23 protein-coding genes are annotated in these 23,316 nt (G+C 63.6%); 13 read left to right on the top strand and 10 right to left on the bottom strand.

Annotation, left to right across the window (positions count from 1 at the left end):
• Window positions 1–40 precede the first annotated feature (40 nt).
• Window positions 41–721, top strand: a complete 681-nt coding sequence (locus KY379_RS18150; RefSeq protein ID WP_133324179.1) for a response regulator transcription factor — start codon at window positions 41–43, stop codon at window positions 719–721.
• Window positions 699–2,090 carry a sensor histidine kinase gene (locus KY379_RS18145; RefSeq protein WP_133324180.1) on the top strand — a complete coding sequence of 464 codons (1,392 nt, stop codon included), beginning with the start codon at window positions 699–701 and terminating at the stop codon, window positions 2,088–2,090. Before KY379_RS18150 ends, KY379_RS18145 begins: the two co-directional genes overlap by 23 nt.
• 35 nt (window positions 2,091–2,125) lie before the next feature.
• Here the strand turns inward: KY379_RS18145 and cysS are convergent, their stop codons facing one another.
• Together cysS and KY379_RS18135 are read right to left on the bottom strand one after the other, a co-directional pair.
• The gene (cysS, locus tag KY379_RS18140) at window positions 2,126–3,508 is read right to left on the bottom strand and encodes a cysteine--tRNA ligase (RefSeq protein WP_133324181.1); all 1,383 of its coding nucleotides are present in this window, start codon (window positions 3,506–3,508) and stop codon (window positions 2,126–2,128) included.
• A 9-nt stretch (window positions 3,509–3,517) separates the two neighbouring features.
• Entirely contained in the window at window positions 3,518–5,221 is a 1,704-nt protein-coding gene (locus tag KY379_RS18135) for a glutamine--tRNA ligase/YqeY domain fusion protein (RefSeq protein WP_133324182.1), read from the bottom strand.
• Window positions 5,222–5,469: 248 nt separating this feature from the next.
• Between KY379_RS18135 and KY379_RS18130 the strand changes: the two genes are divergently transcribed.
• From KY379_RS18130 to KY379_RS18120, 3 genes are all read left to right on the top strand, one after another.
• A complete protein-coding gene (locus KY379_RS18130) occupies window positions 5,470–5,970 on the top strand; it encodes a peptidylprolyl isomerase (RefSeq protein WP_133324183.1) in 501 nt (166 codons plus the stop codon).
• On the top strand, window positions 5,967–6,689 hold the full coding sequence (locus KY379_RS18125) for a UDP-2,3-diacylglucosamine diphosphatase (protein ID WP_133324184.1): 723 nt from the start codon (window positions 5,967–5,969) through the stop codon (window positions 6,687–6,689). Before KY379_RS18130 ends, KY379_RS18125 begins: the two co-directional genes overlap by 4 nt.
• A gap of 132 nt (window positions 6,690–6,821) precedes the next feature.
• Entirely contained in the window at window positions 6,822–7,196 is a 375-nt protein-coding gene (locus KY379_RS18120) for a fe2+ zn2+ uptake regulation protein (RefSeq protein ID WP_133324185.1), read from the top strand.
• A gap of 35 nt (window positions 7,197–7,231) precedes the next feature.
• Here the strand turns inward: KY379_RS18120 and KY379_RS18115 are convergent, their stop codons facing one another.
• Window positions 7,232–7,420, bottom strand: coding sequence for a hypothetical protein (locus KY379_RS18115; protein WP_133324186.1), 189 nt, complete (start codon window positions 7,418–7,420; stop codon window positions 7,232–7,234).
• Between the two features lie 384 nt (window positions 7,421–7,804).
• On the opposite strand from KY379_RS18115, the gene KY379_RS18110 reads away from it, so the two are divergent.
• Entirely contained in the window at window positions 7,805–8,173 is a 369-nt protein-coding gene (locus KY379_RS18110; RefSeq protein WP_261241054.1) for a Mor transcription activator family protein, read from the top strand.
• Window positions 8,174–8,196: 23 nt separating this feature from the next.
• On the opposite strand, the gene KY379_RS18105 is transcribed toward KY379_RS18110, so the two are convergent.
• The 3 genes from KY379_RS18105 to KY379_RS18095 are packed head-to-tail and all read right to left on the bottom strand — an operon-like array spanning window position 8,197 to window position 14,312.
• Complete coding sequence (locus KY379_RS18105; RefSeq protein WP_261241055.1) at window positions 8,197–11,871, bottom strand: translocation/assembly module TamB domain-containing protein; 3,675 nt, start codon at window positions 11,869–11,871, stop codon at window positions 8,197–8,199.
• Window positions 11,868–13,610 (bottom strand): autotransporter assembly complex protein TamA, encoded by a 1,743-nt coding sequence (locus KY379_RS18100; protein ID WP_133324412.1) that lies wholly within the window; start codon window positions 13,608–13,610, stop codon window positions 11,868–11,870. Before KY379_RS18100 ends, KY379_RS18105 begins: the two co-directional genes overlap by 4 nt.
• A gap of 51 nt (window positions 13,611–13,661) precedes the next feature.
• A complete protein-coding gene (locus tag KY379_RS18095) occupies window positions 13,662–14,312 on the bottom strand; it encodes a GNAT family N-acetyltransferase (RefSeq protein WP_133324193.1) in 651 nt (216 codons plus the stop codon).
• A 161-nt stretch (window positions 14,313–14,473) separates the two neighbouring features.
• Here KY379_RS18095 and xthA point away from each other — a divergent pair, with 161 nt between their 5' ends.
• The gene (gene xthA, locus KY379_RS18090) at window positions 14,474–15,286 is read left to right on the top strand and encodes an exodeoxyribonuclease III (protein ID WP_196173309.1); all 813 of its coding nucleotides are present in this window, start codon (window positions 14,474–14,476) and stop codon (window positions 15,284–15,286) included.
• 60 nt (window positions 15,287–15,346) lie between these two features.
• Here the strand turns inward: xthA and KY379_RS18085 are convergent, their stop codons facing one another.
• The gene (locus tag KY379_RS18085) at window positions 15,347–16,099 is read right to left on the bottom strand and encodes an anti-sigma factor family protein (RefSeq protein ID WP_261241059.1); all 753 of its coding nucleotides are present in this window, start codon (window positions 16,097–16,099) and stop codon (window positions 15,347–15,349) included.
• Complete coding sequence (locus KY379_RS18080; RefSeq protein WP_133324196.1) at window positions 16,096–16,617, bottom strand: sigma-70 family RNA polymerase sigma factor; 522 nt, start codon at window positions 16,615–16,617, stop codon at window positions 16,096–16,098. Before KY379_RS18080 ends, KY379_RS18085 begins: the two co-directional genes overlap by 4 nt.
• A gap of 132 nt (window positions 16,618–16,749) precedes the next feature.
• Here KY379_RS18080 and KY379_RS18075 point away from each other — a divergent pair, with 132 nt between their 5' ends.
• Window positions 16,750–17,796 carry a catalase family peroxidase gene (locus KY379_RS18075; protein WP_261241061.1) on the top strand — a complete coding sequence of 349 codons (1,047 nt, stop codon included), beginning with the start codon at window positions 16,750–16,752 and terminating at the stop codon, window positions 17,794–17,796.
• Window positions 17,793–18,326, top strand: a complete 534-nt coding sequence (locus KY379_RS18070; RefSeq protein ID WP_133324198.1) for a cytochrome b — start codon at window positions 17,793–17,795, stop codon at window positions 18,324–18,326. Before KY379_RS18075 ends, KY379_RS18070 begins: the two co-directional genes overlap by 4 nt.
• A 43-nt stretch (window positions 18,327–18,369) precedes the next feature.
• On the opposite strand, the gene KY379_RS18065 is transcribed toward KY379_RS18070, so the two are convergent.
• Window positions 18,370–18,528, bottom strand: a complete 159-nt coding sequence (locus KY379_RS18065) for a transposase (RefSeq protein WP_261241062.1) — start codon at window positions 18,526–18,528, stop codon at window positions 18,370–18,372.
• 53 nt (window positions 18,529–18,581) lie between these two features.
• Between KY379_RS18065 and KY379_RS18060 the strand changes: the two genes are divergently transcribed.
• From KY379_RS18060 to KY379_RS18050, 3 genes are all read left to right on the top strand, one after another.
• Window positions 18,582–19,784, top strand: coding sequence for an MFS transporter (locus KY379_RS18060; RefSeq protein WP_133324200.1), 1,203 nt, complete (start codon window positions 18,582–18,584; stop codon window positions 19,782–19,784).
• A gap of 96 nt (window positions 19,785–19,880) precedes the next feature.
• Window positions 19,881–20,426, top strand: a complete 546-nt coding sequence (locus tag KY379_RS18055) for a cupin domain-containing protein (RefSeq protein WP_133324202.1) — start codon at window positions 19,881–19,883, stop codon at window positions 20,424–20,426.
• Window positions 20,427–20,440: 14 nt separating this feature from the next.
• Window positions 20,441–21,034 carry a DUF4157 domain-containing protein gene (locus KY379_RS18050; RefSeq protein ID WP_133324204.1) on the top strand — a complete coding sequence of 198 codons (594 nt, stop codon included), beginning with the start codon at window positions 20,441–20,443 and terminating at the stop codon, window positions 21,032–21,034.
• A 32-nt stretch (window positions 21,035–21,066) separates the two neighbouring features.
• Here the strand turns inward: KY379_RS18050 and KY379_RS18045 are convergent, their stop codons facing one another.
• Window positions 21,067–22,071 carry a bile acid:sodium symporter family protein gene (locus tag KY379_RS18045; RefSeq protein ID WP_133324206.1) on the bottom strand — a complete coding sequence of 335 codons (1,005 nt, stop codon included), beginning with the start codon at window positions 22,069–22,071 and terminating at the stop codon, window positions 21,067–21,069.
• Window positions 22,072–22,175: 104 nt separating this feature from the next.
• Between KY379_RS18045 and ampC the strand changes: the two genes are divergently transcribed.
• On the top strand, window positions 22,176–23,312 hold the full coding sequence (gene ampC / locus KY379_RS18040) for a class C beta-lactamase (protein ID WP_133324208.1): 1,137 nt from the start codon (window positions 22,176–22,178) through the stop codon (window positions 23,310–23,312).
• The last annotated feature ends 4 nt before the right edge of the window (window positions 23,313–23,316 follow it).

The following is a 23,316-nucleotide window of genomic DNA, read 5'->3' as shown; positions in this document are numbered from 1 at the left end:
TTGGCACAATCAAATCTCCATTCGCCGCCCAGGAACCAGCATGCCCCGCGTACTGACCATCGAAGACGACGCCGTCACCGGACAGGAAATCGTCGCCGAACTCACCAGCCACGGCCTGGACGTGGATTGGGCCGACAACGGCCGTGAGGGCCTGGCCAAGGCCATCGCCGGGGGATACGACCTCATTACCCTGGACCGCATGCTGCCTGAAGTCGATGGCCTGACCATCGTCACCACGCTGCGCAACCTGAAGATCGCCACCCCGATCCTCATGATCAGCGCCCTTTCCGATGTCGACGAGCGCGTGCGCGGCTTGCGCGCAGGCGGCGACGATTACCTGACCAAGCCATTCGCCTCCGACGAGATGGCCGCTCGCGTCGAGGTGCTGCTACGCCGCAACAGCGTGCCGATGACCCAGACCCGGCTGCAGGTCGCCGATCTCGAACTGGATCTGATCAGCCACGAAGCACGCCGCGGGGAGCAGACCCTCAACCTGCTGCCCACCGAATACAAACTGCTGGAATACCTGATGCGCCATGCCGGCCAGGTGATCACACGGATGATGATCTTCGAAGAAGTCTGGGGCTACCATTTCGACCCGGGCACCAACCTCATCGACGTACACATCGGCCGCCTGCGCAAGAAAATCGATGCGCCCGGCCAGTCGCCGCTGATCCGAACCGTTCGGGGCTCCGGCTATGCCATTGCCGAACCCGTCTAAAGGCTGGAGTTCTTCGACCAGCCGCCTGCTGGCACTGTACAGCTTCCTGTTCGTGGCCTGGAGCTGCATCCTCATGGGGGTGCTGTACTTCGAGGTGTCCAGTTACCTGAACAAGCTGACGCGCCACTCCATGCTGCAGCGCCAGCACCTGTTCGCCCACATGAGCGGCAAGCAGCTCGATGATGCCTTGATCGCCAGCCAGGCCTTCGAGGAGCGCGCTTTTGACGCCTATGGCCTGTTCGACGCCCAGCTCAACCCAATCGGCGGGCGCATCCGCGCCATCCCGCCGGAGCTGGGTATGGACGGCCAGGTGCACGAACTCCAGCGCTGCCTGGACGCCGACGACCCGCATCTTCCGCGCGACAGCTGCGACGCCGTGGCCATCAAGGTGCAAGACGGCCGCTGGCTGGTGCTGGTGCGTGACAACGGCTCGCTGTTCGTGGTGACGCGGATCATTCTCGACGCTTTGCTATGGGGTATCTCCCTGACCCTGATCCCGGGCTTCGCCGGTTGGTACCTGTTGCGACGCCGCCCGCTCAAGCGCATCCGCGCCATACAGGCCCAGGCCGAGTTGATCGTCGCTGGCGACCTCACCCACCGCTTGCCGCTGTCCGCCCGACGCGACGAGCTGGACATGCTTGCCGCCATCGTCAACGCCATGCTCGACCGCATCGAGCGGCTGATGCACGAGGTCAAAGGAGTTTGCGACAACATTGCCCATGACCTGCGCACGCCACTGACGCGGTTGCGCGCCCAGCTCTACCGCATCCGTCAGCAAAGTGCTGCCGACTCGCCCCAGGCCGAAGCGCTGGACCAGGCGATAGGCGAGACCGATACACTGATGGCGCGGTTCCGCGGCCTGTTGCGCATCAGCGAACTGGAAGACCGCCAGCGGCGCGCCGGCTTCGTCCAACTGGACCCGCATGATCTGCTGGTGGAGCTGCATGACTTCTACCTGCCACTGGCCGAGGATGGCGGCATTCGATTGCAACTGCAGCAACCTGAACGACTGGCAGCGCTTCACGGCGACCGGGAATTGTTGTTCGAAGCCCTTGCCAACCTCATGGGCAACGCCATCAAGTTCACGCCAGAGGGCGGCCAGGTGGTCGTGACGGCCCTCCAGAACGAGGCCGGCGTGCATATCGCCATCGATGACAGTGGGCCGGGAATCCCAACCGAGGAGCGGGAGGCGGTGCTCAAGCGTTTCTATCGCAGCGAGGAAGGTCACCGTCACGCAGGGTTCGGGCTGGGGCTGTCGATCGTCGCGGCGATCGTCGACCTGCATGGGTTCGGGCTGGAGGTCGGCGAGAGTGAACTAGGCGGAGCGAGGTTGGTGCTGCACTGCCCGCTGGCAGGCCAGCCCAAGTAGAAACCGGGGCCGCAAAGCGGCCCCGTCAGCGTCTATCAGTCAGCCAGACGCCAGGTGGTCCCACCCTTGCCATCTTCCAGCACCACGCCCATGGCGGTCAGCTGGTCGCGGATACGGTCGGACTCGGCCCAGTTCTTGTCCGCACGCGCCTGCAGGCGCGCCTGGATCAGACCTTCCACTTCGGCAGCGTCGACCTTGCCTTCGGCACCTGCACGCAGGAACTCGTCGGCATCCAACTGCAGCACACCCAGCACATCGCCCAGTTCGCGCAGGCGACCGGCCAGGCCGGCAGCGGCTACGGGGTCGCTGTCGCGCAAGCGGTTGATCTCGCGCACCAGATCGAACAGCACGGCGCACGCCTCCGGCGTACCGAAGTCATCGTTCATCGCCACACTGAAGCGTTCGACGAAGGCTTCACCGCCTTGGGCCGCGACCCGCGGCAAACCGCGCAGGGCATGATAGAAGCGCTCCAGGGCACCCTTGGCATCACGCAGGCTGTCTTCGGAGTAGTTGATGGCGCTGCGATAGTGGCTGGCCACCAGCAGATAGCGCACCACTTCCGGGTGATACTTGTCGAGCACGTCGCGAATGGTGAAGAAGTTGTTCAACGACTTGGACATCTTCTCGCCATTGATGCGAATCATGCCGCAGTGCATCCAGGCGTTGGCGTACTGCTTGCCGGTAGCGGCTTCGCTCTGGGCGATTTCGTTCTCGTGATGCGGGAACTCAAGGTCACTGCCACCGCCATGGATATCGAAGCTCTCGCCCAGGCAGCAGGTCGACATCACCGAGCACTCGATGTGCCAACCAGGACGGCCCGGCCCCCATGGCGACTCCCAGCTCGGCTCACCGGGCTTGACGCCCTTCCACAGCACGAAGTCCAGTGGGTCCTGCTTGGCCTCGTCGACCTCGATGCGCGCACCGATGCGCAGGTCCTCGATCTTCTTGCGCGACAGCTTGCCGTAACCTTGGAACTTGCCGACCCGGTAATACACGTCGCCGTTGCCAGGGGCGTAGGCATACCCCTTGTCGATGAGGGTCTGGATCATCGCGTGCATGCCGGCGATATGGTCGGTGGCACGAGGCTCCTGGTCCGGCGGCAGGATGTTGAGGCGGCGCTCGTCTTCGTGCATCGCGTCGATCATGCGGGCGGTCAGCGCGTCGAACGACTCGCCGTTTTCATTGGCCCGGTTGATGATCTTGTCGTCGATGTCGGTGATGTTGCGCACGTAAGTCAGCTCATAGCCGCTCTTGCGCAGCCAGCGGGTGACCAGGTCGAAGGCCACCATGCTGCGACCATGCCCCAGGTGGCAGTAGTCGTACACGGTCATGCCGCACACGTACATGCGCACCTTGTTGCCATCGAGCGGCTTGAAGGTTTCCTTGGTCTTGCTCAGCGTGTTGTAGATGGTAAGCACGGCGATTCCTTAGCTGCCCCAGGAGTCACGCAGGGTGACGGTGCGGTTGAACACCGGGCGGCCCGGCTGGCTGTCCTTGAGGTCGGCGCAGAAGTAACCTTCGCGCTCGAACTGGAAGCGATCTTCCGGCTGCGCCTGGCCCAGCGACGGCTCGGCGCGGCAGCCGGTGAGCACTTGCAACGAATCGGGGTTGATGTTGTCGAGGAAGCTGCCGCCCTCTTCGGTTTTCTCGGGGTTGGCCGAGCGGAACAGGCGGTCGTAAAGACGCACTTCGCACTCGACGCTGCCCTCGGCCGGTACCCAGTGAATCACGCCCTTGACCTTGCGACCCTCAGGGTTCTTGCCCAGGGTGTCCGGGTCATAGGAGCAACGCAGCTCGACGATGTTGCCCTCGGCGTCCTTGATCGCCTCGTCGGCACGGATCACGTAGCTGCCGCGCAGGCGCACTTCACCTGCCGGTTCCAGGCGTTTGTAGCCTTTGGGCGGCTCTTCCATGAAGTCGTCGCGATCGATGTACAGTTCGCGGGCGAACGGCAGCACGCGCACGCCCATGTCTTCCTTCGGGTGGCGCGGCAGTTCGAGTTGTTCGACCTGGCCTTCGGGGTAGTTGGTGATGACCACTTTCAAGGGGCGCAGCACGCACATGGCGCGTGGTGCGGTGCGATCGAGGTCGTCGCGGATGCTGAATTCGAGCATCGACATGTCAACCACGCCATCGGAGCGGTTGGTGCCGATCATTTCGCAGAAATTGCGGATCGAAGCCGGGGTGTAGCCGCGGCGGCGGAAGCCCGACAGGGTCGACATCCGTGGGTCGTCCCAGGCGCTGACGTGCTTCTCGTCCACCAACTGCTTGAGCTTGCGCTTGGAGGTGATGGTGTAGTTCAGGTTCAGGCGGCTGAACTCGTACTGACGTGGATGCGCAGGCACCGGCAGGTTGTCGAGGAACCAGTCGTACAGCGGACGATGGCCTTCGAACTCGAGGGTGCAGATCGAGTGGGTGATGCCCTCGATGGCGTCGGACTGACCGTGAGTGAAGTCGTAGTTCGGGTAGATGCACCACTTGTCACCGGTCTGGTGGTGGTGAGCATGGCGAATGCGATACAGGATCGGGTCGCGCAGGTTCATGTTCGGCGACGCCATGTCGATCTTGGCGCGCAGCACACGTTCGCCGTCCTTGAACTCGCCGGCCTTCATGCGGGCGAACAGGTCGAGGTTGTCCTCGACACTGCGATCGCGGAACGGGCTGTTCTTGCCCGGCTCGGTCAGGCTGCCGCGGTATTCCTTGGCCTGGTCGGGCGTCAGGTCGCAGACGTAGGCCTTGCCGCGCTTGATCAGTTCGACGGCCCAGTCATGCAGCTGGTCGAAATAGTTCGAGGCATAGCGCACTTCCCCTGCCCAGTCGAAGCCCAGCCACTTGACGTCACGCTGGATGGCATCGATGTATTCCTGGTCTTCCTTGGCCGGATTGGTGTCATCGAAGCGCAGGTGGCAGACGCCGCCGAATTCCTTGGCCAGGCCGAAGTTGACACAGATCGACTTGGCGTGACCGATGTGCAGGTAGCCATTGGGCTCCGGCGGGAAACGAGTGACGATGCTGCTGTGCTTGCCCGAGTCCAGGTCGGCCTGGATGATCGGCCGAAGGAAGTTCGCAGGGACGGCGGGGGCGCCTTTGGCAGCGGCGTTGGGCGCGTTGTCGGCAGTGGGCTTGCTCATAGGATCCTTGAATGCACGTGTCCGGCCTGGGTAGGCCGATTGAATCAAAGGGCCTATCATAGCCGAAGCAGTCGAGCTGCCGACAGCCGGGCTCGGACAAACTGGCACGATTTCTCCCAGCTTTTTGCCAGAGCCTGGCAAAATGGCCGATGCGCGCCATGTGTCGTGCAAGCCTGATACTGCGTCAGCTGTCCATGCGCACGCTGCGCGCCCTAATTCCCTTATGCCTTGAAAGAGCGAATTTCAGCATGTCCAAAGTCAAACTGAGCACCAACCACGGCGACATCGTCCTGCAACTGGACGCCGAGAAAGCGCCGCTCACCACCGAAAACTTCGTTCAGTACGTCAAGGACGGCCACTACAACGGCACCGTGTTCCACCGCGTGATCAAGGGCTTCATGATCCAGGGCGGCGGCTTCGAGGCTGGCATGAACCAGAAGAAGACCCGCGCCAGCATCCAGAACGAGGCCGATAACGGCTTGAAGAACAAGAAGTACAGCATCGCCATGGCCCGCACCATGGACCCGCATTCCGCCTCGGCGCAGTTCTTCATCAACGCTTCCGACAACGACTTCCTCAACCACAGCGGCAAGAACACCCAGGGCTGGGGCTACGCGGTATTCGGCGAAGTGATCGAAGGCCGTGAAGTCGTCGACGCCATCGAGCAGGTCGCCACCGGTTCCAAGGCTGGCCACCAGGACGTGCCGAAGGACGACGTGATCATCGAGAAAGCCGAGATCATTGAGTGATACTGCTGATCTCCGATCTGCACCTGCAAGAAGAACGCCCGGATATCACCCGGGCGTTTCTTGATCTGCTCGACGGTCGTGCCCGCCACGCCAAGGCGCTTTACATTCTTGGCGACTTCTTCGAAGCCTGGATCGGCGATGACGCCATGACGCCGTTCCAGCAATCGATCTGCCAGGCCTTGCGCCAATTGAGCGACAGCGGCACGGCGGTGTACCTGATGCACGGCAACCGCGACTTCCTGCTTGGCCAGGGCTTCTGCAAGGCCGCTGGCGCCACGCTGCTGCCCGACCCCAGCGTGATCGACCTGGGCGGCGAGCCGGTCTTGCTGATGCATGGCGACACCCTTTGCACCCGCGACATCGGCTACATGAAGATGCGCCGCTACTTGCGCAACCCGCTGACAATGTGGATTCTGCGGCATCTGCCACTGTCCACGCGGCAAAAGCTAGCGCGCAAGCTGCGCAACGAAAGCCGCGCCCAGGTGCGCATGAAAGCCACCGAGATCGTCGACGTCACTCCGCAGGAAGTGCCCAAGGTGATGGCCGCTCATGGCGTCCGCACCTTGGTCCACGGCCACACCCACCGACCGGCGATCCACAAGCTGGTGGTCGACGGACAGCCCGGACGGCGTATCGTGCTGGGCGACTGGGACCGTCGTGGCTGGACTTTGCAGGTGGACGAGCACGGTTTCCATCTCGAGCCGTTCGAGTTTTCCTAGCGGCACTACTGGCCCCCCCACTAATCCATGAAAACTCTTTTTTAGGCGCAAGCCTGCAGATTTGCCGTTCTCATTCGTCCTAATAAGTGAGGCACCCATCTTTCGGGAAAAACCACGAAAAGGAGCATTCACATGTACAACCCGCAATCCTCACTGCAGGCCGGGCCGGGCCCGGGCAAGGCGCCCGACGGACCGGTCGCCAGCGGGGACGAACGCCTGGGCAACGAGCAGATCCGCGAACTGCTGCGCAGTTTTGGCCTACGCACCAGCCTCATCCGGCTCAAGGTCATCGACGCACTGCACCACGCAGACCGCAACGGTCGCAGCATCGGTGTGCGCGGTGTGCACGCACAACTGGAAAAACTGGATATCCCTTTGTCATTTCTGAGTGTGCGCGAAGTGCTCAAACGCCTGTGCGCCGAAGGCGTCATCAACTTGGGCAGCGACAAGTGCTACAGCCTCAACCCCGAGGCCCGCGCGGTACTGGATCAGTCATTGCCAAGCTGAACGCCGGGCCGGCCCGCGCTGGCCGGCCGGCATGGTCAAGGCTTGACCTTGCGCCGCAAGATCCCGTTGATCACCACCACGACCACAGCGATGGCGATGGCCAGGATCTGGAAGGTCTGCTCGCTGATGGTCCCCTGCTTTTGCAGGTGGGACAGGCCCAGCATCAGGCCCAATACGACCAGGATGATCAGCAGAGAGTATTTCAGGCGCTGTACGTGTGTCATCGAATGTTCCTTGCAACATCTAGGGCTAATGGCTCGCGACGAGCCGGCGCCATCATACCTTGCCTACCCCAGTCACGGGGCATTTCCTGGTCAATCGAAAGCGACTCCTGGGGGTCGGCACCCTCAATTTCTACTCCAGCGAAAGGTAACGAGAAATCAGGGGCTGTAGGTAAGCGCTGACGTCACTTCCTACATCGTAGGAAACTCCTGCCCGCAAATACTGCTCACCACGCCTACACCCCCTACGCCTCATGGCGCCTAGCGACCAGGCTCGGCACTGCCTGAAAATCCCTCCATGTCCACGATTCCGGATGCCCGGTGATCGTCGACCTGTCACCACGGATGTTCAAGCATCGCACCCCATTTTCCCGGAGGGAGCCTCACATGGAATTGCCAGACCTCACCAGCATCGACATCACCCAGTTGCCACAATCGTTGCAGGCGCTGATCGAATGCGTAGGTATCGAAAACGCCTACGCCCTGACCTGCGCTTTCGGTGGTCGCCCCAAATACATTCCCAAGCATCGGACGCGCACCAAGCTTGCCGATATTCTCCCACCCGAGGCACTCGACGCTCTGATCAAACGCTTTGCTGGCGTTGCGCTGGAGATCCCTAAACCGGATCATTTCCTGCGCCGGCTACGCAACTTGCAGATCCAAAAGGAAAGCGCCGATGGCTTATCTCGAAGCTTGCTGGCACATAAATACGGCCTGAGCCTGCGCCAGATTGGCAACATTCGCCGCCAGATGTAGTGCCAGCCCCGCCGAAGCGGGGCTCAGAAATCACGCTTGTAGAAGATATCCAAAGAGCTGGCCACGCCGCTGGCGGCTTCCAGGTACACCTTCTTGCTCAACTTGTAGCGCAGCGCGATGGTGTTGGCCGGCTCGAATACCCCTACCCCATAGCGCAGGCTGAGGCGCTCGGTCAGGTTGCCGCTGGCGACAACGCTGGTGGAGTTGCCGGCCCCTTCCGTGTCGAGTTGGAAGTCCTCGATACCAAGGCTGGAGGCAAGGCTGCCGGTCACCCCTGCGCTACCGGCCAGCCCCAAGCCCAATGCCGCTTCTGCGAGCATGTTGTTATCTTCACCACTGTTATTCAGCGGTCGCCCCAGAACCAGGTAGGACAATGCCTGCTCCTGGCTCATCGCCGGCTCCGAGAACACCTGGGTGGTGGGCTGCTCGGCGCTGCCGCTCAAACGGATCCCGGCAATCACGTCATCGACCTTGCGAATGGCTTCGATATCCAGATAAGGCTGATCGATGGGGCCGGCGAACAACAACCGCGCCCGGCGGATGGTGAGGCGTTGACCGTAGGCCCGGTAGCGGCCGTCGGCGAGGCTCAGTTCGCCACGGGTGTCCAGATTATCGCCGATGTGCACATGACCAAGCAGATTGGCCGTCAGGCCGAAACCACTGAACGAGAGCTTTTCCTGGCCCACCTCGACATCGATGTCCATGGCTACGGCCATCGGCGTCTGCCCCTGCTCGGTCTGATGACCGACGATAACCGTATCGTCCGACACCTTCACCGTCGATGGCGGCAGTTCGCGCACGACGATCTCGCCCTTGGGCACCCGCACCTTGCCCGTCACCGCCAGCTTGTCGTCGACCAGGCGCACGTTGAGGTCGGGCGAGGCTTCCAGCGTGGCATAGGGCTCGACGGTAACCGGCAGGCGCTGGCCCTGCAGACGCAGATCCATTGCCAGCGCCTGGCCCCAAGTCAAGTCGCCGGACAGCTGCCCACGGCCACTCGCTCCGCTCTGCCAGGCGCCATCCAACTGAATACGCTCACCTGCAATCAATGCCTGCAACGACAGACGCTCGAAACTGACCGGGAGCTCTGCACCGCTGACTTCGCCGCCGGTAAGAGCGAGGTTGCCATTGATCTGCGGAGCCAGCAGCGTACCGGACAAGCGCCCAGTGCCGTTGAGCTGCCCCGTCAAACGCTCGACCATAGGCACGAACGGCCGAGCCACCGACAGGTCCAGGCCGGCCAGGCGGAAGTCGCCGCTCAACGGCTTGTCCTTGCCCAGTGGATCGAGGCGCGCATTGAGGTTCAGCTCACCGAGCCGATCGCCACGAAACACCAGACGAGTGTCGACCCGACGCGGTGCCAGGGTGCTGTCCAGGCGCAGGGTCTGGTAGGGAAAGTCGATCCACTGCCCTTTGTCACGTACGCGCAGGGTGCCGCCACTGGCGTCGACGACAAACGTGCCCTTGGGGCCACTGTCCGGAATATCGAGGTTGACGTCGGCGTTGAGCAGGCCATGCCAGGCGAAATCCTTGGGCAGCCACTGCGCCAGGCTGTCCAGCGGGAACTGCTTGAGGTGATAGCGCAGCCTCGGCTCCGGCGCCAGGCGTTGGTCGTCGCCGCACAGGCTGGCCTGGCCCGAGCGCCAGCAATGGGCACCGAAGTCCACCTGGCCACTGGCCAGGCGCTGCAAACGCGCCGGGGCCTGCAGCTGCCAGTCCTGACCACCGGCCTGGATCCGCCCACTGGCCAGGCGGCCGCGCCAGTCACCCTGCTTCAATTGACCATCGAGCGCCAAATCCAGCTTGAGTTGCGGACCGTCCAGGCCGAGGGTCATGGCCTGCTGGCGGATATCGCCGCTGCCGTTGACCTGGAGCGTGCCCATGGCGGTTTCGCCCAGGCGGATGCCATTGGCGGTGAGGTCGACAACGCCACGCTGGGCGCTGTCCAGTCGCGCATTCAGCGCCAGGCGCTGGATGCGGTTATCGGCCTGAGCCACCTGCTGGCCTTGCAGGGTAAAGGTGCCTTGCGGCGCCTTGAGCGTGCCGGCGACGTCCAGCCGACCTTTCACCTGGCCCTGCAAACCCGGCCACAACTGCCCCAGGCGTGGCAGGTCGAGGTCGATTCGCCCGGCCAGGCGTTGCTGCAGGCTGCCACTGCCATTGATGCGGTTATCACCCAGTTGCACGGCCAACGCCCCCAGCGTCCACTGCTGGTCTGCGCCTTTGGCATCAACCTTGAGCACCGCTGGCTGCCCGCGCAGCCGGCCTTTGAGGTCGAGTTGCGCATCCAGGGACAGTTGCTCGCCTTTCAACTCGCCCTTGCTACGCAGCGGGCCGGCCAGGGTCCCCGGCAACTCGGCGAGCCAATAGGCAGGGTCGAGTGCAGACACCTGCACGTCGACGTCCCACGCCAAGGTGTCGCCGAAGCGCACGGCAACGGAGCCTACTGCCTTGCCTTGGCCTGCGTTGAGCGCAAACTCCGGCAGGCGTACCTGCTGGAGGTCGCCCTCGAACGGACTGGCGACGCTGAATGCGCCGGCCGGGCCATCGAGGTCGCCGGCAAAGGTGCCTTGATACTTGCCGTCAAGATACCGGACTTGGGCGTCGAGGCGCTTGAGGGTCACCTCAGGCGGGGTTTCCAGGGGATACAAGCGCAACCAGGGGAAGTCCTGCCAAACCAGCCGCGCCTCGGCCTTCAGTGCCTGCTGCCAGTCGGCACTGGCCGACAGGCTGAGACGTTGAGTCTCGCTGGCGCTGAGATCGAGAGCGTCCAACCGCGCACCCTTGGCATCGACCCGACCGGCCAGCACCAGCGCCACGGGTGACTGTTCGGCAGGCAGGCTGGCCGTGCCTGCCAATTGGTATCCCTTGAGCAGGTCGCCGTTGGCATCGAGTTTCAGTTGGTTGAGTTGCAGGGTGTCCGGCAGCGTTGCGCTCGGCTTGAAGGCATCGCTTTGGATGTGCAACTTGGCCGGCAGGTGCTCGGCCAGCGCCTGCACCTCGCCATTAAGCCGGGCTTGCAGATAACCGCTGCTGGTGGCCTGTAGATTGAGGGTCTTCTGCAGCTCGCCGGTGGCGGTGAGGGCCAGTAGCCAGGGCTGGCCGTCCACAGTCGGCAACTGTACGTCGCCTTCGAGGCTCAACGGCCAGTCGCCCTCCGGTTGCAGGTCGCCGTGCAGGTCGACCCGCAGGTCATCACGTTGCAGTTGCAGACTGTCGATGCGCATGCCACTGCTGGTCCAGCGTGCAACCAGCTGCAGGTCGCCCAGCAAGTCGCTGCCATCGAGGCGCAACTGGCCGACCTTGACTTCACCCAGTTCGATGGCCACCGGCAGGCGCAGGGCCGGCAGCAGCACCGGACCTGGCTCGGCGGGCTGATCGCTGGGGGCGAAGGCCATGTCGATGCGTTGCGCCTGCAAACGCTCGACGCACAGGGTCGCACGCAGCAGGCAGGCCGGCGACCAGGCCAGTTGCGGCTGCTGCAGCTCGACCTGGTTGCCTGCGCTGTTCCAGCTCAACCGGCTGGCTTGCCAACTACCACCCAGACGGCCCTGGAAGTCACTGACCTCCAGCCCAGGGACGCGCTCCAGCAACCAGCGGCTGCCTCCTTCGCTGCCCAGCAGCGTGGTCACTGCCAAGACCACCAGCAGCAACAGCGCCAGCACAGGCAGCACAACGAATTTGACTACACGCATCACAGCTCCGGCCCCATGGAAAAGTGCAGGCGGAAACCGCCGTCATCATCGAGCGCATGAGCCAGGTCCAGGCGCAGCGGCCCTACTGGCGACACCCAGCGCACTCCGATACCGACGCCCGTCTTGAGGCTGGGCAGCTCCAAGGTGTTGAAGGAGTTACCCTGGTCGACGAAGGTGGCCACACGCCACTTCTCGGCCAGCGAATACTGGTACTCGACGCTGCCCGCAACCAGATAACGGCCACCGATGCGGTCGCCGTCACTGTTGGTCGGCGACAACGTCTGGTAGTCATAACCACGCACGCTTTGATCGCCACCGGCGAAGAAACGCAGCGATGGTGGAATATTGTGCTTGTAACCGTTGGTGGCGCTGCCGCCGAACTGCACACGCCCGAGCAGGCGATGGCGGCGGCCGACGGTGGTCAGGCCTTTGAGCAGGACGTTGCCATGCAGCAGGTTGGTGTCCGACACCAGGCCTTCCTTGGCCGCCTGCACGTCGAACTGCAGACGGTAGCCATTGTGCGGGTCGATCCGATTGTCGCTGCGCAGGTAGGAAAAACTCACGCCCGGCATCAACAGGTTACTCAGCCCCGCGTCATCACCTAGGCGGTATTCCTCACGCTGGTACTTCAGCGACACCACCCGTTGCCAGCCACTGGGCAACTTGCTGTGCCATTCGGGACCCACGGTGAGCAATTTGCTGAGGGTATCGGTACCGGCGATTTCCTCGTACTGGTAGCCCCCGGCGAAGCGCAGCTTGTCGGTCAGCGGCGGATCGAGGGGAATGTCGTACCACAATCCGACGTTCTGCCGCGGGGCTGAAAGCTCGGTTTCCCAGCCATAACTGTGGCCTTGGGGATTGACCCAGTGGCGGGTCCAGTTGGCCTTGCCACGCGGGCCGACGTCGGTCGAAAAGCCCAGGCCCAGGCCCAGAGTGCGCGGCTTGCGGCTGTCCAGGCGAACATCGACGGGAATCTCCTGGCCAACCGCCGCGGTCGGTGCCGCATCCACCCGTACTCCTTCGAAGTAACCGCTGGACTGCAGGTCGTTGTTGAGTTCAGCGATCAACTGCGAGTCATAGGGCGTGCCAGGCTCGAACGACACCATGCGCTGCAACAGGTCTTCGTCCAAGGGCGTGTCGCCGTCGAAATGCACGGCGCCCAGGTAGTAGCGGGGTCCGCTCTGGTAGACCAGATCGATATCGGCAACCCCGGCCTGTGGATCGACGGCCAAACGTTGCTGACTGAAACGACCGCTGAAGAAGCCGTAGCGCAGGGCTTGATTCTGGATCAGCCGCTTGGCGTCCTCGTATACCCCGTGGTTGAGCTGTTCGCCTGCGCGCAGTGCTTTGCTGTCCGGCACCCTGAACGCCTTAAGTTCGCTGGCTGGCCCCTCGACACGCACGGTGACGTTGCGCAAGCGCACAGGCTCACCGGTTTGGATGCGCAGAACAAGCTGGGGCGAGCCATCGGCCTTGGCCGGTGGTTTGACCTCGGTGTCGATCTGCGCCTGATAGTAGCCAAGTGCCTGCGCCGCTTTGCGAGCCTGCTCCTGGGCGCCACGACTAAAGCGCAGCAGCGCTTCCTCATCGCGGTCTCCCAGGCTGCCTATATAGCCTTCGACATTTGCCTTGAGGTCCTTGTTGGCCGGCGCGACTTTCACCAGCAACTCGCTCTGGCCCCATGCGGTAAAACTGGCGGCCCAGAAAACCAGGCCCCAGGTCAGTCTTCCTGAATACGTCATGCCGCGCATGCTACCAGAGCCAGCCGCTCAAGGGAGCGGCCTGGGCGAAGTTCACACGGGTGTCGCTTTTGAAGAGGAAGGATTCGGATGAAAGAACACCCGCTCTCGTATTGGTCCTACCGCAATTTCACCGATTTCCTCATAGCCCTGGCGCTGGTAGAACGCCAGGTAATGCTCATTGCCGGTGTCCAGCACCACCCCTTGGGTGGTCGGATCCTCGGCACACCAGTCGTGCACAGCCTGTAACAATTGCTCGCCATAATGCCGCCCCTGGAATTGCGGATGCACCCCGAGCAACGGCAGAACATGGACCGGGTCGGTCGGCAGGCAACCGGCCAGTGCGGCCTGGTAATCCATGAAGCGCCGAGTACAGCGCAAGCCAGTACCCAACATCATGCGCAGACGCCAGGCCCAACTGTCGACGACGCCAAGCCGGCGCCGGGGCGGTACGATCAGGGCAAGGGCGATGAGGCGGTCGTCGAGCAGCAGGCCGATGGCTGGCAACTGCAGGTAGAAATGCTGGCGCACCCATTCCCGCACCCAGGTGCGCAGCCGCCGCTCGTAGCCAGGGCGTTGCGCCTCGAACAGGTAGGCGAAGGTGGGCTCATGGCGGTAAGCGTTGTACAGCAACGAGCGCGCCTCACGGCGAAAGCCGCCGTCCAGTTGGCAGACCGTTGCCTGCGGGGCATGGGTATCGGGCATCGCGCTCCTCCTTGGAAAGATTCGTTCAGTGCCTTGGAGGCGCGTAGAGGCGCATCGTTCAGCCTCATCAGCACGTTAGCAGTCACCTTAACAGGCCGCCACGCTGGTGATGAGGGTCGATGTCGGCTAGCATCGCGCCTTTTACCAGGATCATCTTTGCCATGAAGATCGTCTGTTTCAACATCAACGGCCTGCGTGCCCGCCCGCACCAACTGGCGGCGCTGATCGACAAGCATCAGCCGGACGTGATCGGCCTGCAGGAAACCAAGGTCAGTGACGATCAGTTCCCGCTGGCAGATGTCCAGGCGTTGGGCTATCACGTGCATTACCACGGCCAGAAAGGCCACTACGGCGTCGCCCTGCTCTCGCGCAAGCCTCCCCTGGCGTTGCACAAAGGCTTTGCCACCGATGAAGAGGACGCCCAGCGGCGCTTCATCTGGGGCACGTTCGAAGACGCCGACGGCAATCCGATCACCGTCATGAATGGCTACTTCCCCCAAGGCGAAAGCCGCGACCACCCGACCAAGTTCCCGGCCAAGCAGCGTTTCTACAGTGACCTGCAGGCCCTGCTCGAAGGTCAGTTCACTGCCGAACAGCCGCTGCTGGTGATGGGTGACATGAACATCTCGCCCCAGGATTGCGATATCGGCATCGGCCCGGACAACGCCAAGCGCTGGCTCAAGACCGGCAAGTGCAGTTTCCTGCCCGAGGAACGCGAGTGGATGGAGCGCCTGAAGAACTGGGGCCTGGTAGACAGTTTCCGCCACCTGCACCCGGAGGTAGCCGACCGTTTCAGCTGGTTCGACTATCGCAGCCGCGGTTTTGAGGATGAACCCAAGCGTGGTCTGCGCATCGACCTGATCATGGCCTCTCAGGGTTTGCTGCCACGGGTCAAGGCGGCGGGCGTCGACTACGAGCTGCGCGGTATGGAAAAGCCATCTGACCACGCACCGATCTGGCTGGAGCTGGGCTGATGCCAGCGGCCCCGTCGCCTGTAGCCGGCTGACCGGCAATGGGGCCTTGGCAGTCTTGGCCTACAACCCCAAACGCAACGCCTGCCCTACCCTTGCCCCGCGCGCATCGTCCGCGGCACTGACCAGGGCAAAGTTGTACGCACCATGGGACCAGTAACGCGCCTCCAACTGCCCATCTACACGCTGCCCATCGGGCATGCGCCCGAACAGCTTGCCGGGCGAGCGCATGAACAGGCTGATCCGCCGCCCCTGCGCGTCTTCGAACACCAACAGCGCTGCCGGCCCCTGTTCGTTGCTGAGCAAACGTGCACCTACCGGTGCGAAGCCATAGCCGCCAAGGTCCGGCAGCGGACCCACCTGGTCGAAATGCTGGCCTAGCCAGGCACGGAGCATAGCCGGATCGCTGGCCTTGACATCCAGCGCCTGGCTGGCGGCAAACATGCGGTGCGCCTGCAGCGCATCGGCCATGGGCAACACACTGTCCACCAAAGCCATGTCCCTGGCCTGCCAACCGCCCAGCCCACCTACGCCGAGGGCTACCAGCAAGACTGCCGCCGATGCCCAGCGGCGCTGACGACGCTGGCGCAACTGCCGGCGCAATCGGCTCAGATCCAGATGGGGCGCTCCTGGCAACTCACCCATCCCGGCTAATGCAGTGCGCAGGCGCCGAGCGTCGCTGCGCCAAGCCTCGACGCGCAGGGCCTGTTCAGGATTGGCAGCCAGCCACGCCTGCACCTCGGCCCGTCGCTGCGGGTCCAGGCGCTCGTCGATATACGCATGCAGTTCGTGCTCGCTGGGAATCAGGCGCGTCATTTCAGCCTCCGCAAGGCCGGGGGCGGCGGGTTGCCCTCAGTCAATTCACGTAACGCGGCGCGGGCGCGCGACAGGCGCGACATCACCGTACCAATGGGTATGCCCAAGGCTTGGGCGGCCTCTTTGTAACTCAGTCCCTCGACACTGACCAACAGCAGCAATGCCCGTTGTTCCGCACTCAGACGGGCGAAGGCTCGCAAGTCGGCCTGGGCCATGACGATGCTCTCGGTGTCGCTGGCCAGCGGCTCGCTGGCAGCCTCGCCGAGGCCGAACCAGGACAGCCAGCGGGCGTGCAGGCGCTCACGACGTTTACCGTCGAGGAACAGCCGATACAGGATGGTGAACAACCAGGCGCGCAGGCCATCGGCATCACGCTGCTGGTCGCTGCGGCTCAGGGCCCGCTCGACCGTAGCCTGGACCAGGTCATCGGCACCACCGGCATCGCGGGTCAGCCAGAGGGCAAAGCGACGCAGGCGTTGCAGCAGCTCGCGCCACTGGGTGTCATCCAGCTCATGCATGGCAAGATTCCGGGCTTTGGATGTGGGTCAGTGTAAGAGGCAGACGTCTGAGCAGGAAATCTATTCCCAGGCAGGGAATAAGTTTTGCCCTGCCGCGTCGTACACGCACCTCAACTGCAATGGACACATGCCATGAAAGCTCCCCTGCACGGTCTGCCCAAGGCGTTGCGCCTTGGCGGGATCGGCGCGACGTTGCTGGCGCTGGGCGGCGCCTTCGCCTATGCCGCCGGCTGGGTCGGTGGCCCCGCGCTGACCCCGCAGCGCATCATCGACACTTTCGAAGCCCAGGCCGGTCATCATCCAGGCTATCGGAAGAACCACGCCAAGGGCCTTTGCGTCAGTGGTTACTTCCAGGCCAGTGGGCAGGCTGCCGCACTCTCCACCGCCCGCGTGTTCAGCCAGGCCCGGGTACCGGTGATCGGCCGCTTCGCCATCGGCGGCGCCAATCCCTTCGCGCCGGACACCAGTGTTCCAGTGCGCAGCCTGGCGCTGCAGCTCAGCAGCGATGACGGCCAAGTCTGGCGCACTGGCATGAACAATCCGCCGGTACTGGCGGTGAGCACGATAGAAGGTTTCTACGATCAGGTACTGGCCAGCGCACCGGACCCAGCCACTCGCAAACCCGACCCGGCCAAGCTGCAAGCCTTCTTCGCTGCCCACCCGGAAAGCGCGGCGTTTCGCCAGTGGGCCGCCAACTACAAGCCGAGCGACAGTTTTGCCAACACCCAGTACCACAGCATCAACGCCTTTCGCCTGATCGATGCGCAGGGCGCCGAGCATCCGGTGCGCTGGCAGCTTGAGCCGCAGGCCGCTTTCACGCCCCTGCCGGGACAGGTTGACGACAAGCAGTTCCTCCAGCACGACCTGCAGCAGCGCCTGGCCCAGGGGCCGCTGCGCTGGACCCTGCACCTGACCCTGGCCGAACCCGGCGATGCCGTCGACGATCCCGCCCGTCCCTGGCCAAGCGAACGACGCAGCGTCGACGCCGGCACCCTGGTGCTGGAAAAGGTCGACGGGCCAGAACAGGGTGCTTGCCGCGATCTGAACTTCGACCCGCTGATCCTGCCGAGCGGTATCCGCCCCTCCGCCGATCCGATCCTCGCGGCGCGGTCGACCGCCTATTCGGAGTCGTTCAACCGCCGCAGCCGAGAATCGCTGCAAACCGGAGCCCGCCCATGAAACCTCAAGCCTTCCACCCCGTCGCACGCCTGCTGCATTGGCTGATGGCGCTACTGATCCTGGCCATGCTGTTCATCGGTGTGAGCATGGTCGGCGACCTCTCGCCCCGGCACACTTGGCTGCTGCCCCTGCACAAGGCCATTGGCCTGGCATTGCTGGTGCTGGTACTGGTACGCATTGGCCTGCGCCTGACCCTTGCGCACCCGGCCCTGCCCACCGACCTGCCCCCCGTGCAACGGTTCGCTGCGGGTGCCTCGCACCTGCTGCTGTACGGTTTGATGCTGGCCATGCCGCTGTTGGGATGGGCCATGCTGTCGGCAGGTGGCTATCCGCGTCCGCTGCAATTGCCCGCCATCGCTCCCCATGACCTGCAGCTGTATGCCATGCTGCGACAGGCCCATGGTTGGGCGGGCTATCTGTTGTTCGCTACCGTCCTGGTCCACCTTGGCGCAGCCCTGGTGCATGCCTGGGTACGTCGGGACACGGTGATGCGCAGCATGTGGCCTGGGCCGTTGGGGCGTAGCGAATAGCGGGTCGACATCGGGTAAGCATTCTCTTGACATCCTCCCCGCCCTAAAGGACGGGGATTCCTACAGGTAGACAGCCATGCCCGACCGCGAGAATGTTCTTCGCCGCGTTAATGTCGCGGTCGTGAGTGACACCACACTCACAAGTCCATTCTCTTATTCCAAGGCCGGTCCTAACTTTCGGACTACTGGGCGGAGTTCGCACGCCTCGCTATCCCTTCCCGCACTAAAGTACGGGGTATCTCGCGGAGAAAACCGATGAACGTCGCCCAGGACCCTGCCAATCTGTCCGCCTCCCGCCTGGACCTGCGCCCGCTGCTGCTGGCGAACATGGCCTGTACCATGTCGATGATGGCGTTCGTCGCCCTGATCGGACCGATCGCCCGGCTGCTCGGCATGGCCACCTGGCAGGCCGGCGCGGCGGTTACCGTGGCTGGCGTGGTCTGGGTGCTGCTGGCAAGGCCCTGGGGGCGAGCCGCCGACCGCCTTGGACGGCGGCGCATTCTGTTGCTGGGCAGCGCCGGCTTTACCCTGGCCTACTGGCTGATGTGCCTGTTCATCGAAGGCGCCCTGCGCTGGCTGCCAGGGGCGACCCTGGCGTTCGTCGGCCTGATCATCGCCCGTGGCTGCATCGGAGCGTTCTATGCCGCGATTCCGGTAGCGTGCAATGCCCTGATCGCCGACCATGTCGAGCCACGCCGACGGGCTCGGGCCATGGCCTCACTGGGTGCAGCCAATGCGGTCGGCCTGGTGGTCGGCCCGGCGCTGGCCGCGCTGCTGGCGCGACACAGTCTGAGTTTGCCGTTCCACGTAATGTCGCTGCTGCCTGCCGGGGCCTTTCTCTATCTACTGTTGCGCTTGAGAACACGCCCCTTGCCCCACAACCATGCGCCTAGCCCGGTACACCTGGCTGATCCGCGCCTGCGCCGCCCCCTGCTGGTGGCCTTCAGCGCCATGCTGGCAGTGACGGTATCGCAGATCGTGGTCGGTTTCTTTGCCCTCGACCGCCTGCAACTGAGCCCGGCCGAAGCTGCCCAGACGGCCGGCATCGCCCTGACCACGGTGGGCGTGGCACTGATTCTGGCGCAGTTCCTGCTGCGGCGGCTGGAATGGCCACCGCTGAAGATGATCCGGGTGGGCGCCAGCGTTTCGGCGCTTGGTTTCGCCTGTGGCGCGGCGGCCACCTCCGCCTCCTGGTTGTGGGCCTGCTATTTCATTGCCGCGGCGGGCATGGGCTTCGTCTTCCCGGCCTTTTCCGCACTGGCCGCCAACGCCATGCAAGCCAACGAGCAAGGCGCCACGGCCGGCTCGATCGGCGCAGCCCAGGGCATGGGCGCAGTGATCGGACCATTGGCCGGGACCCTGGTCTACGCCCTCGATCCGCGCCTGCCGTTCCTGGCAGTGGCTGCGCTGTTGCTGCTGGTCGGGCTGTGGCCGATGCCACGCGTCAAACTAGCCTGAGAAGCACAGCGCGCAAGCGAGCAGAGTATGTTTTAATGCCTCGCCCATTATTTTTGACACCTTTGACAACCCTTCTTTTCTGACTTCAAGGCGGCTATGGACACGGGGACACGACTCAAACTGGTGCGTGAACGCAATAACCTCTCCCAGCGGGAACTCGCCCGCCGCAGTGGGTTGACCAACTCGACCATTTCGCAGATCGAGCAGAACCGCGTCAGTCCATCGGTCAGTTCGCTGAAAAAGCTGCTCGAAGGCATCCCCATGACCCTGGCTGAGTTCTTCAGCTTCGACGAGCCGGTACGCGAGGAGCGTTTCGTGTTCCGCGCCGGCGAGCAGCCGGACCTCGGTCGCAACGGCCTGCGTATGCTGCTGGTCGGGGCCAGTGTCGAAGCGCGGCAAATGCGCATGTTGCGTGAGCTCTACGCCCCGGGCGCCGATTCGGGCGAGCCGATCGTGCACGCCGAAGGCGAAGAATGCGGCCTGGTGACCCGAGGCACGGTGGAGTTGTGGGTCGATGGCCAGGTCAGCGTGCTGAACTCTGGCGATGGCTACTACATCCCGACCACCCTGCCGCACAGCTTCAAGAATATCGGCCCCGACGAGGCCGAGATCATCAGCGCCAACACCCCGGCCAACTTCTGACCGCAGGCGCCCCGATGAGGCACCTCCTCCTGCTGGCCAGTCTGCTGCTGGCGCTCCCGGTATCGGCCGAACAAGCCTGCCCCGAAGGACAATATCCGGTGTGCCTGTTGGGGTGCTTCTGCGCCCCGATCGATCCAGGCCAGGCTGGCCAGGTGCTCAAGGATGTCGAGGTGATGGCCTCGGCCAGTCTTGCCTTTGCCTTGCGCCAGGCGCGCGACCAGGCGGCCGCCCTGGGCAGCGAGCCGATCCCTTTGCATATCCGTGCGCAGCTTGAGCCGTGGTACGACTTTGCCGTGCTGGACGCAGCGCGCTACCGGGTTGGCGACGAGCAACAGCTCAGTGCGGCCAATGCCATGCTGCAGAACCCGGATGTAAATGCGGTCACCTTGATCGACACGATCGTGTTCCGCCATGCCGACGATGCCGAGGACAACGTGGCGTTGTGGGCCCACGAGCTCAAGCATGTCCAACAGTACCAGGAGCTGGGCGTCGAGGCGTTCGCCCAGCGTTACACCCGCGACTACCAGGCGCTGGAGGAGCCGGCCTATGCGATCGAGGCCGAGGTGAGAAAGGCATTGCGTGGACGCAGTTCAGGGCACGCACGCTGAGCGCGCCCTGCCATTATCAATGGCCCTGCGACTCAAGGCGCAGCGGTCGCCTGCTCCGCCGCCACTTCACGGCTGGCATAGCGCTGCGCCAGGACCGCACAGACCATCAGTTGAATCTGATGAAACAGCATGAGCGGCAAGATCATCGCGCCAATGCCGCTGCCGACGAACAATACCTGCGCCATCGGCACCCCCGTGGCCAGGCTCTTCTTGGAGCCGGCGAAGACGATGGTGATGCGATCCTCCACGCTGAAGCCCAGTACCTTGCCGAGCAAGTGGGTGCCGAACAGCACCACCGCCAACAGAATGCCGCAAACGGCAAACAACCCTGCCAGGTGCTGGGACGACACCGTATGCCACAGACCCGTGACCACCGCTTCGCTGAATGCGGTGTAGACCACCAGCAGGATCGAGCCCTGATCCACCAGCTTCAGCCAACGGGCGTTGTGCTTGACCCAAGCGCCAATCCAGCGGCGCGCAATCTGTCCGGCCACGAATGGCACCAGCAATTGCAGGGTGATCTTGAGCACGGCATCCAGGCCGGAGCCGGTGTCGCCACTGGCGCCGAGCAGCATCATCACCAGCAGCGGAGTGAGGAAGATGCCGATCAGGCTGGAGGCAGCAGCGCTGCAGATGGCCGCGGGGACGTTACCGCGCGCCAGCGAAGTGAAAGCGATGGCCGATTGCACGGTGGCTGGCAGCGCGCAAAGGTAGAGAATCCCCAGGTACAGCTCGTTACCGACCAGCGGCACGAACAATGGCTTGAAGGCCATGCCCAACAGGGGGAAGAGCACGAAGGTGCAGGAAAACACCAGCAGGTGCAGGCGCCAGTGCCCGGCGCCGGCGATGATCGCTTCGCGCGACAATTTCGCCCCGTGCAAGAAAAACAGCAGGCCGATGGCCAGGTTGGTCAGCCAGCCGAAATAGACAGCGCCATCGCCCGAACAAGGCAGCAAAGTGGCGATCGCTACAACGCTGAGCAAGGCCAGGGTGAAGTTGTCGAACAACATCCGCACATACTTCATAACAGTTTCCATCTTGTCGTTGTCCAAACCGCGACGATACCGTCTGCTGTTGCTTCCTGCTAACGCCAGAGCTCCCGCCGATATCGCTCAACGGACACCCTTTCAAAGGATCGACCATGTCATTCACCCGCCTCACCCTCACTCTGCTGGCCTTGTCCAGCCCCTTGGCCCAGGCTGCCGAGCCGCTACAAACCCAGGTCGACGACGTCATCGAGCCGCTGATGAAAGCCGAAGGAATCACCGGCATGGCCGTAGCGGTCTACACCCATGGTCAGGCGCATTACTTCAGCTATGGCGTGGCGAGCAAACTCGAGCGCACGCCGGTAACCGCCGACACGCTGTTCGAGATCGGCTCATTGAGCAAGACCTACACCGCCACCCTCGCCGCGCTGGCCAGCGCCGAAGGCTCGCTCGACCTGACCGCCCAGGCCCAGCGTTATCAACCGGCATTGGCGGGCAGCGCCTTGGGCAAGGCCAGGGTGCTGGACCTTGGCGCCTACAGTGCCGACTGCCTACCCCTGCAGTTTCCCGACGAGGTACGGACCGACGCCCAAGCGCTGACCTTCCTTCAGCGCTGGCAGCCGCACAGCCAACCCGGCAGCCAGCGCTGTTACTCCAATCCGAGTCTGGGGCTATTCGGCGATCTGGCCGCCCGCGCACGGCATCAGCCCTTCGCCACACTCATGACCCAGGACCTGTTGCCGCGCCTAGGCCTGCATCACACCTACCTACAGGTCCCAGCCGAGGCCCAAGGGTTGTATGCCCAGGGTTACGATGCGCAGAACCGCCCGGTGCGGGTAAGCCCAGGCCCCTTCGCCGATGCAGCCTACGGTATCAAGACCAGCGCCCGAGACCTGCTCCGTTACGCCCGCCTGCACATGCAGCCCGCCGAACTGGCGCCAGCACTGCGCCAAGCCGTGGACATCACCCAGCAAGGCTATTTCGAGGTCGGAGCCATGACCCAGGGCCTGGGATGGGAACGCTATCCCTACCCCGTTTCGCTAGCGACGCTGATCGACGGCAACGGCCCACAAATGGTCCGTGAACCGCAGGCTACCCAGCGCCTGGATCCGGCGCTGCCACGTCAAACTGCGGCCTGGTACAACAAGACCGGTTCGACCAATGGTTTTGGTGCCTACGTGGCGTTCATCCCTGGGCAGAACAAGGCGATCGCCTTGCTGGCGAACCGCAATTACCCTAACGAAGCCCGGGTGCGCGCCGCCTATCAGATCCTCTCTGAAGCGGACCGGTGAGTCA

Source organism: Pseudomonas sp. HD6422 (assembly GCF_025377065.1).
GTDB lineage: Bacteria > Pseudomonadota > Gammaproteobacteria > Pseudomonadales > Pseudomonadaceae > Aquipseudomonas > Aquipseudomonas putida_U.
The sequence above is the reverse complement of the archived record's forward strand: the minus strand, read 5'-3'. Positions and strand labels throughout refer to the sequence as shown.

Coding starts and splice junctions, on each gene's coding strand:
- KY379_RS18150 (WP_133324179.1), top strand. CDS start 41: ATGCCCCGCGTACTGACCATCGAAGACGACGCCGTCACCGGACAGGAA.
- KY379_RS18145 (WP_133324180.1), top strand. CDS start 699: ATGCCATTGCCGAACCCGTCTAAAGGCTGGAGTTCTTCGACCAGCCGC.
- KY379_RS18135 (WP_133324182.1), bottom strand. CDS start 5,221: ATGAGCAAGCCCACTGCCGACAACGCGCCCAACGCCGCTGCCAAAGGC.
- KY379_RS18130 (WP_133324183.1), top strand. CDS start 5,470: ATGTCCAAAGTCAAACTGAGCACCAACCACGGCGACATCGTCCTGCAA.
- KY379_RS18120 (WP_133324185.1), top strand. CDS start 6,822: ATGTACAACCCGCAATCCTCACTGCAGGCCGGGCCGGGCCCGGGCAAG.
- KY379_RS18115 (WP_133324186.1), bottom strand. CDS start 7,420: ATGACACACGTACAGCGCCTGAAATACTCTCTGCTGATCATCCTGGTC.
- KY379_RS18110 (WP_261241054.1), top strand. CDS start 7,805: ATGGAATTGCCAGACCTCACCAGCATCGACATCACCCAGTTGCCACAA.
- KY379_RS18100 (WP_133324412.1), bottom strand. CDS start 13,610: ATGACGTATTCAGGAAGACTGACCTGGGGCCTGGTTTTCTGGGCCGCC.
- KY379_RS18095 (WP_133324193.1), bottom strand. CDS start 14,312: ATGCCCGATACCCATGCCCCGCAGGCAACGGTCTGCCAACTGGACGGC.
- xthA (WP_196173309.1), top strand. CDS start 14,474: ATGAAGATCGTCTGTTTCAACATCAACGGCCTGCGTGCCCGCCCGCAC.
- KY379_RS18085 (WP_261241059.1), bottom strand. CDS start 16,099: ATGACGCGCCTGATTCCCAGCGAGCACGAACTGCATGCGTATATCGAC.
- KY379_RS18080 (WP_133324196.1), bottom strand. CDS start 16,617: ATGCATGAGCTGGATGACACCCAGTGGCGCGAGCTGCTGCAACGCCTG.
- KY379_RS18075 (WP_261241061.1), top strand. CDS start 16,750: ATGAAAGCTCCCCTGCACGGTCTGCCCAAGGCGTTGCGCCTTGGCGGG.
- KY379_RS18070 (WP_133324198.1), top strand. CDS start 17,793: ATGAAACCTCAAGCCTTCCACCCCGTCGCACGCCTGCTGCATTGGCTG.
- KY379_RS18060 (WP_133324200.1), top strand. CDS start 18,582: ATGAACGTCGCCCAGGACCCTGCCAATCTGTCCGCCTCCCGCCTGGAC.
- KY379_RS18055 (WP_133324202.1), top strand. CDS start 19,881: ATGGACACGGGGACACGACTCAAACTGGTGCGTGAACGCAATAACCTC.
- KY379_RS18050 (WP_133324204.1), top strand. CDS start 20,441: ATGAGGCACCTCCTCCTGCTGGCCAGTCTGCTGCTGGCGCTCCCGGTA.
- KY379_RS18045 (WP_133324206.1), bottom strand. CDS start 22,071: ATGGAAACTGTTATGAAGTATGTGCGGATGTTGTTCGACAACTTCACC.
- ampC (WP_133324208.1), top strand. CDS start 22,176: ATGTCATTCACCCGCCTCACCCTCACTCTGCTGGCCTTGTCCAGCCCC.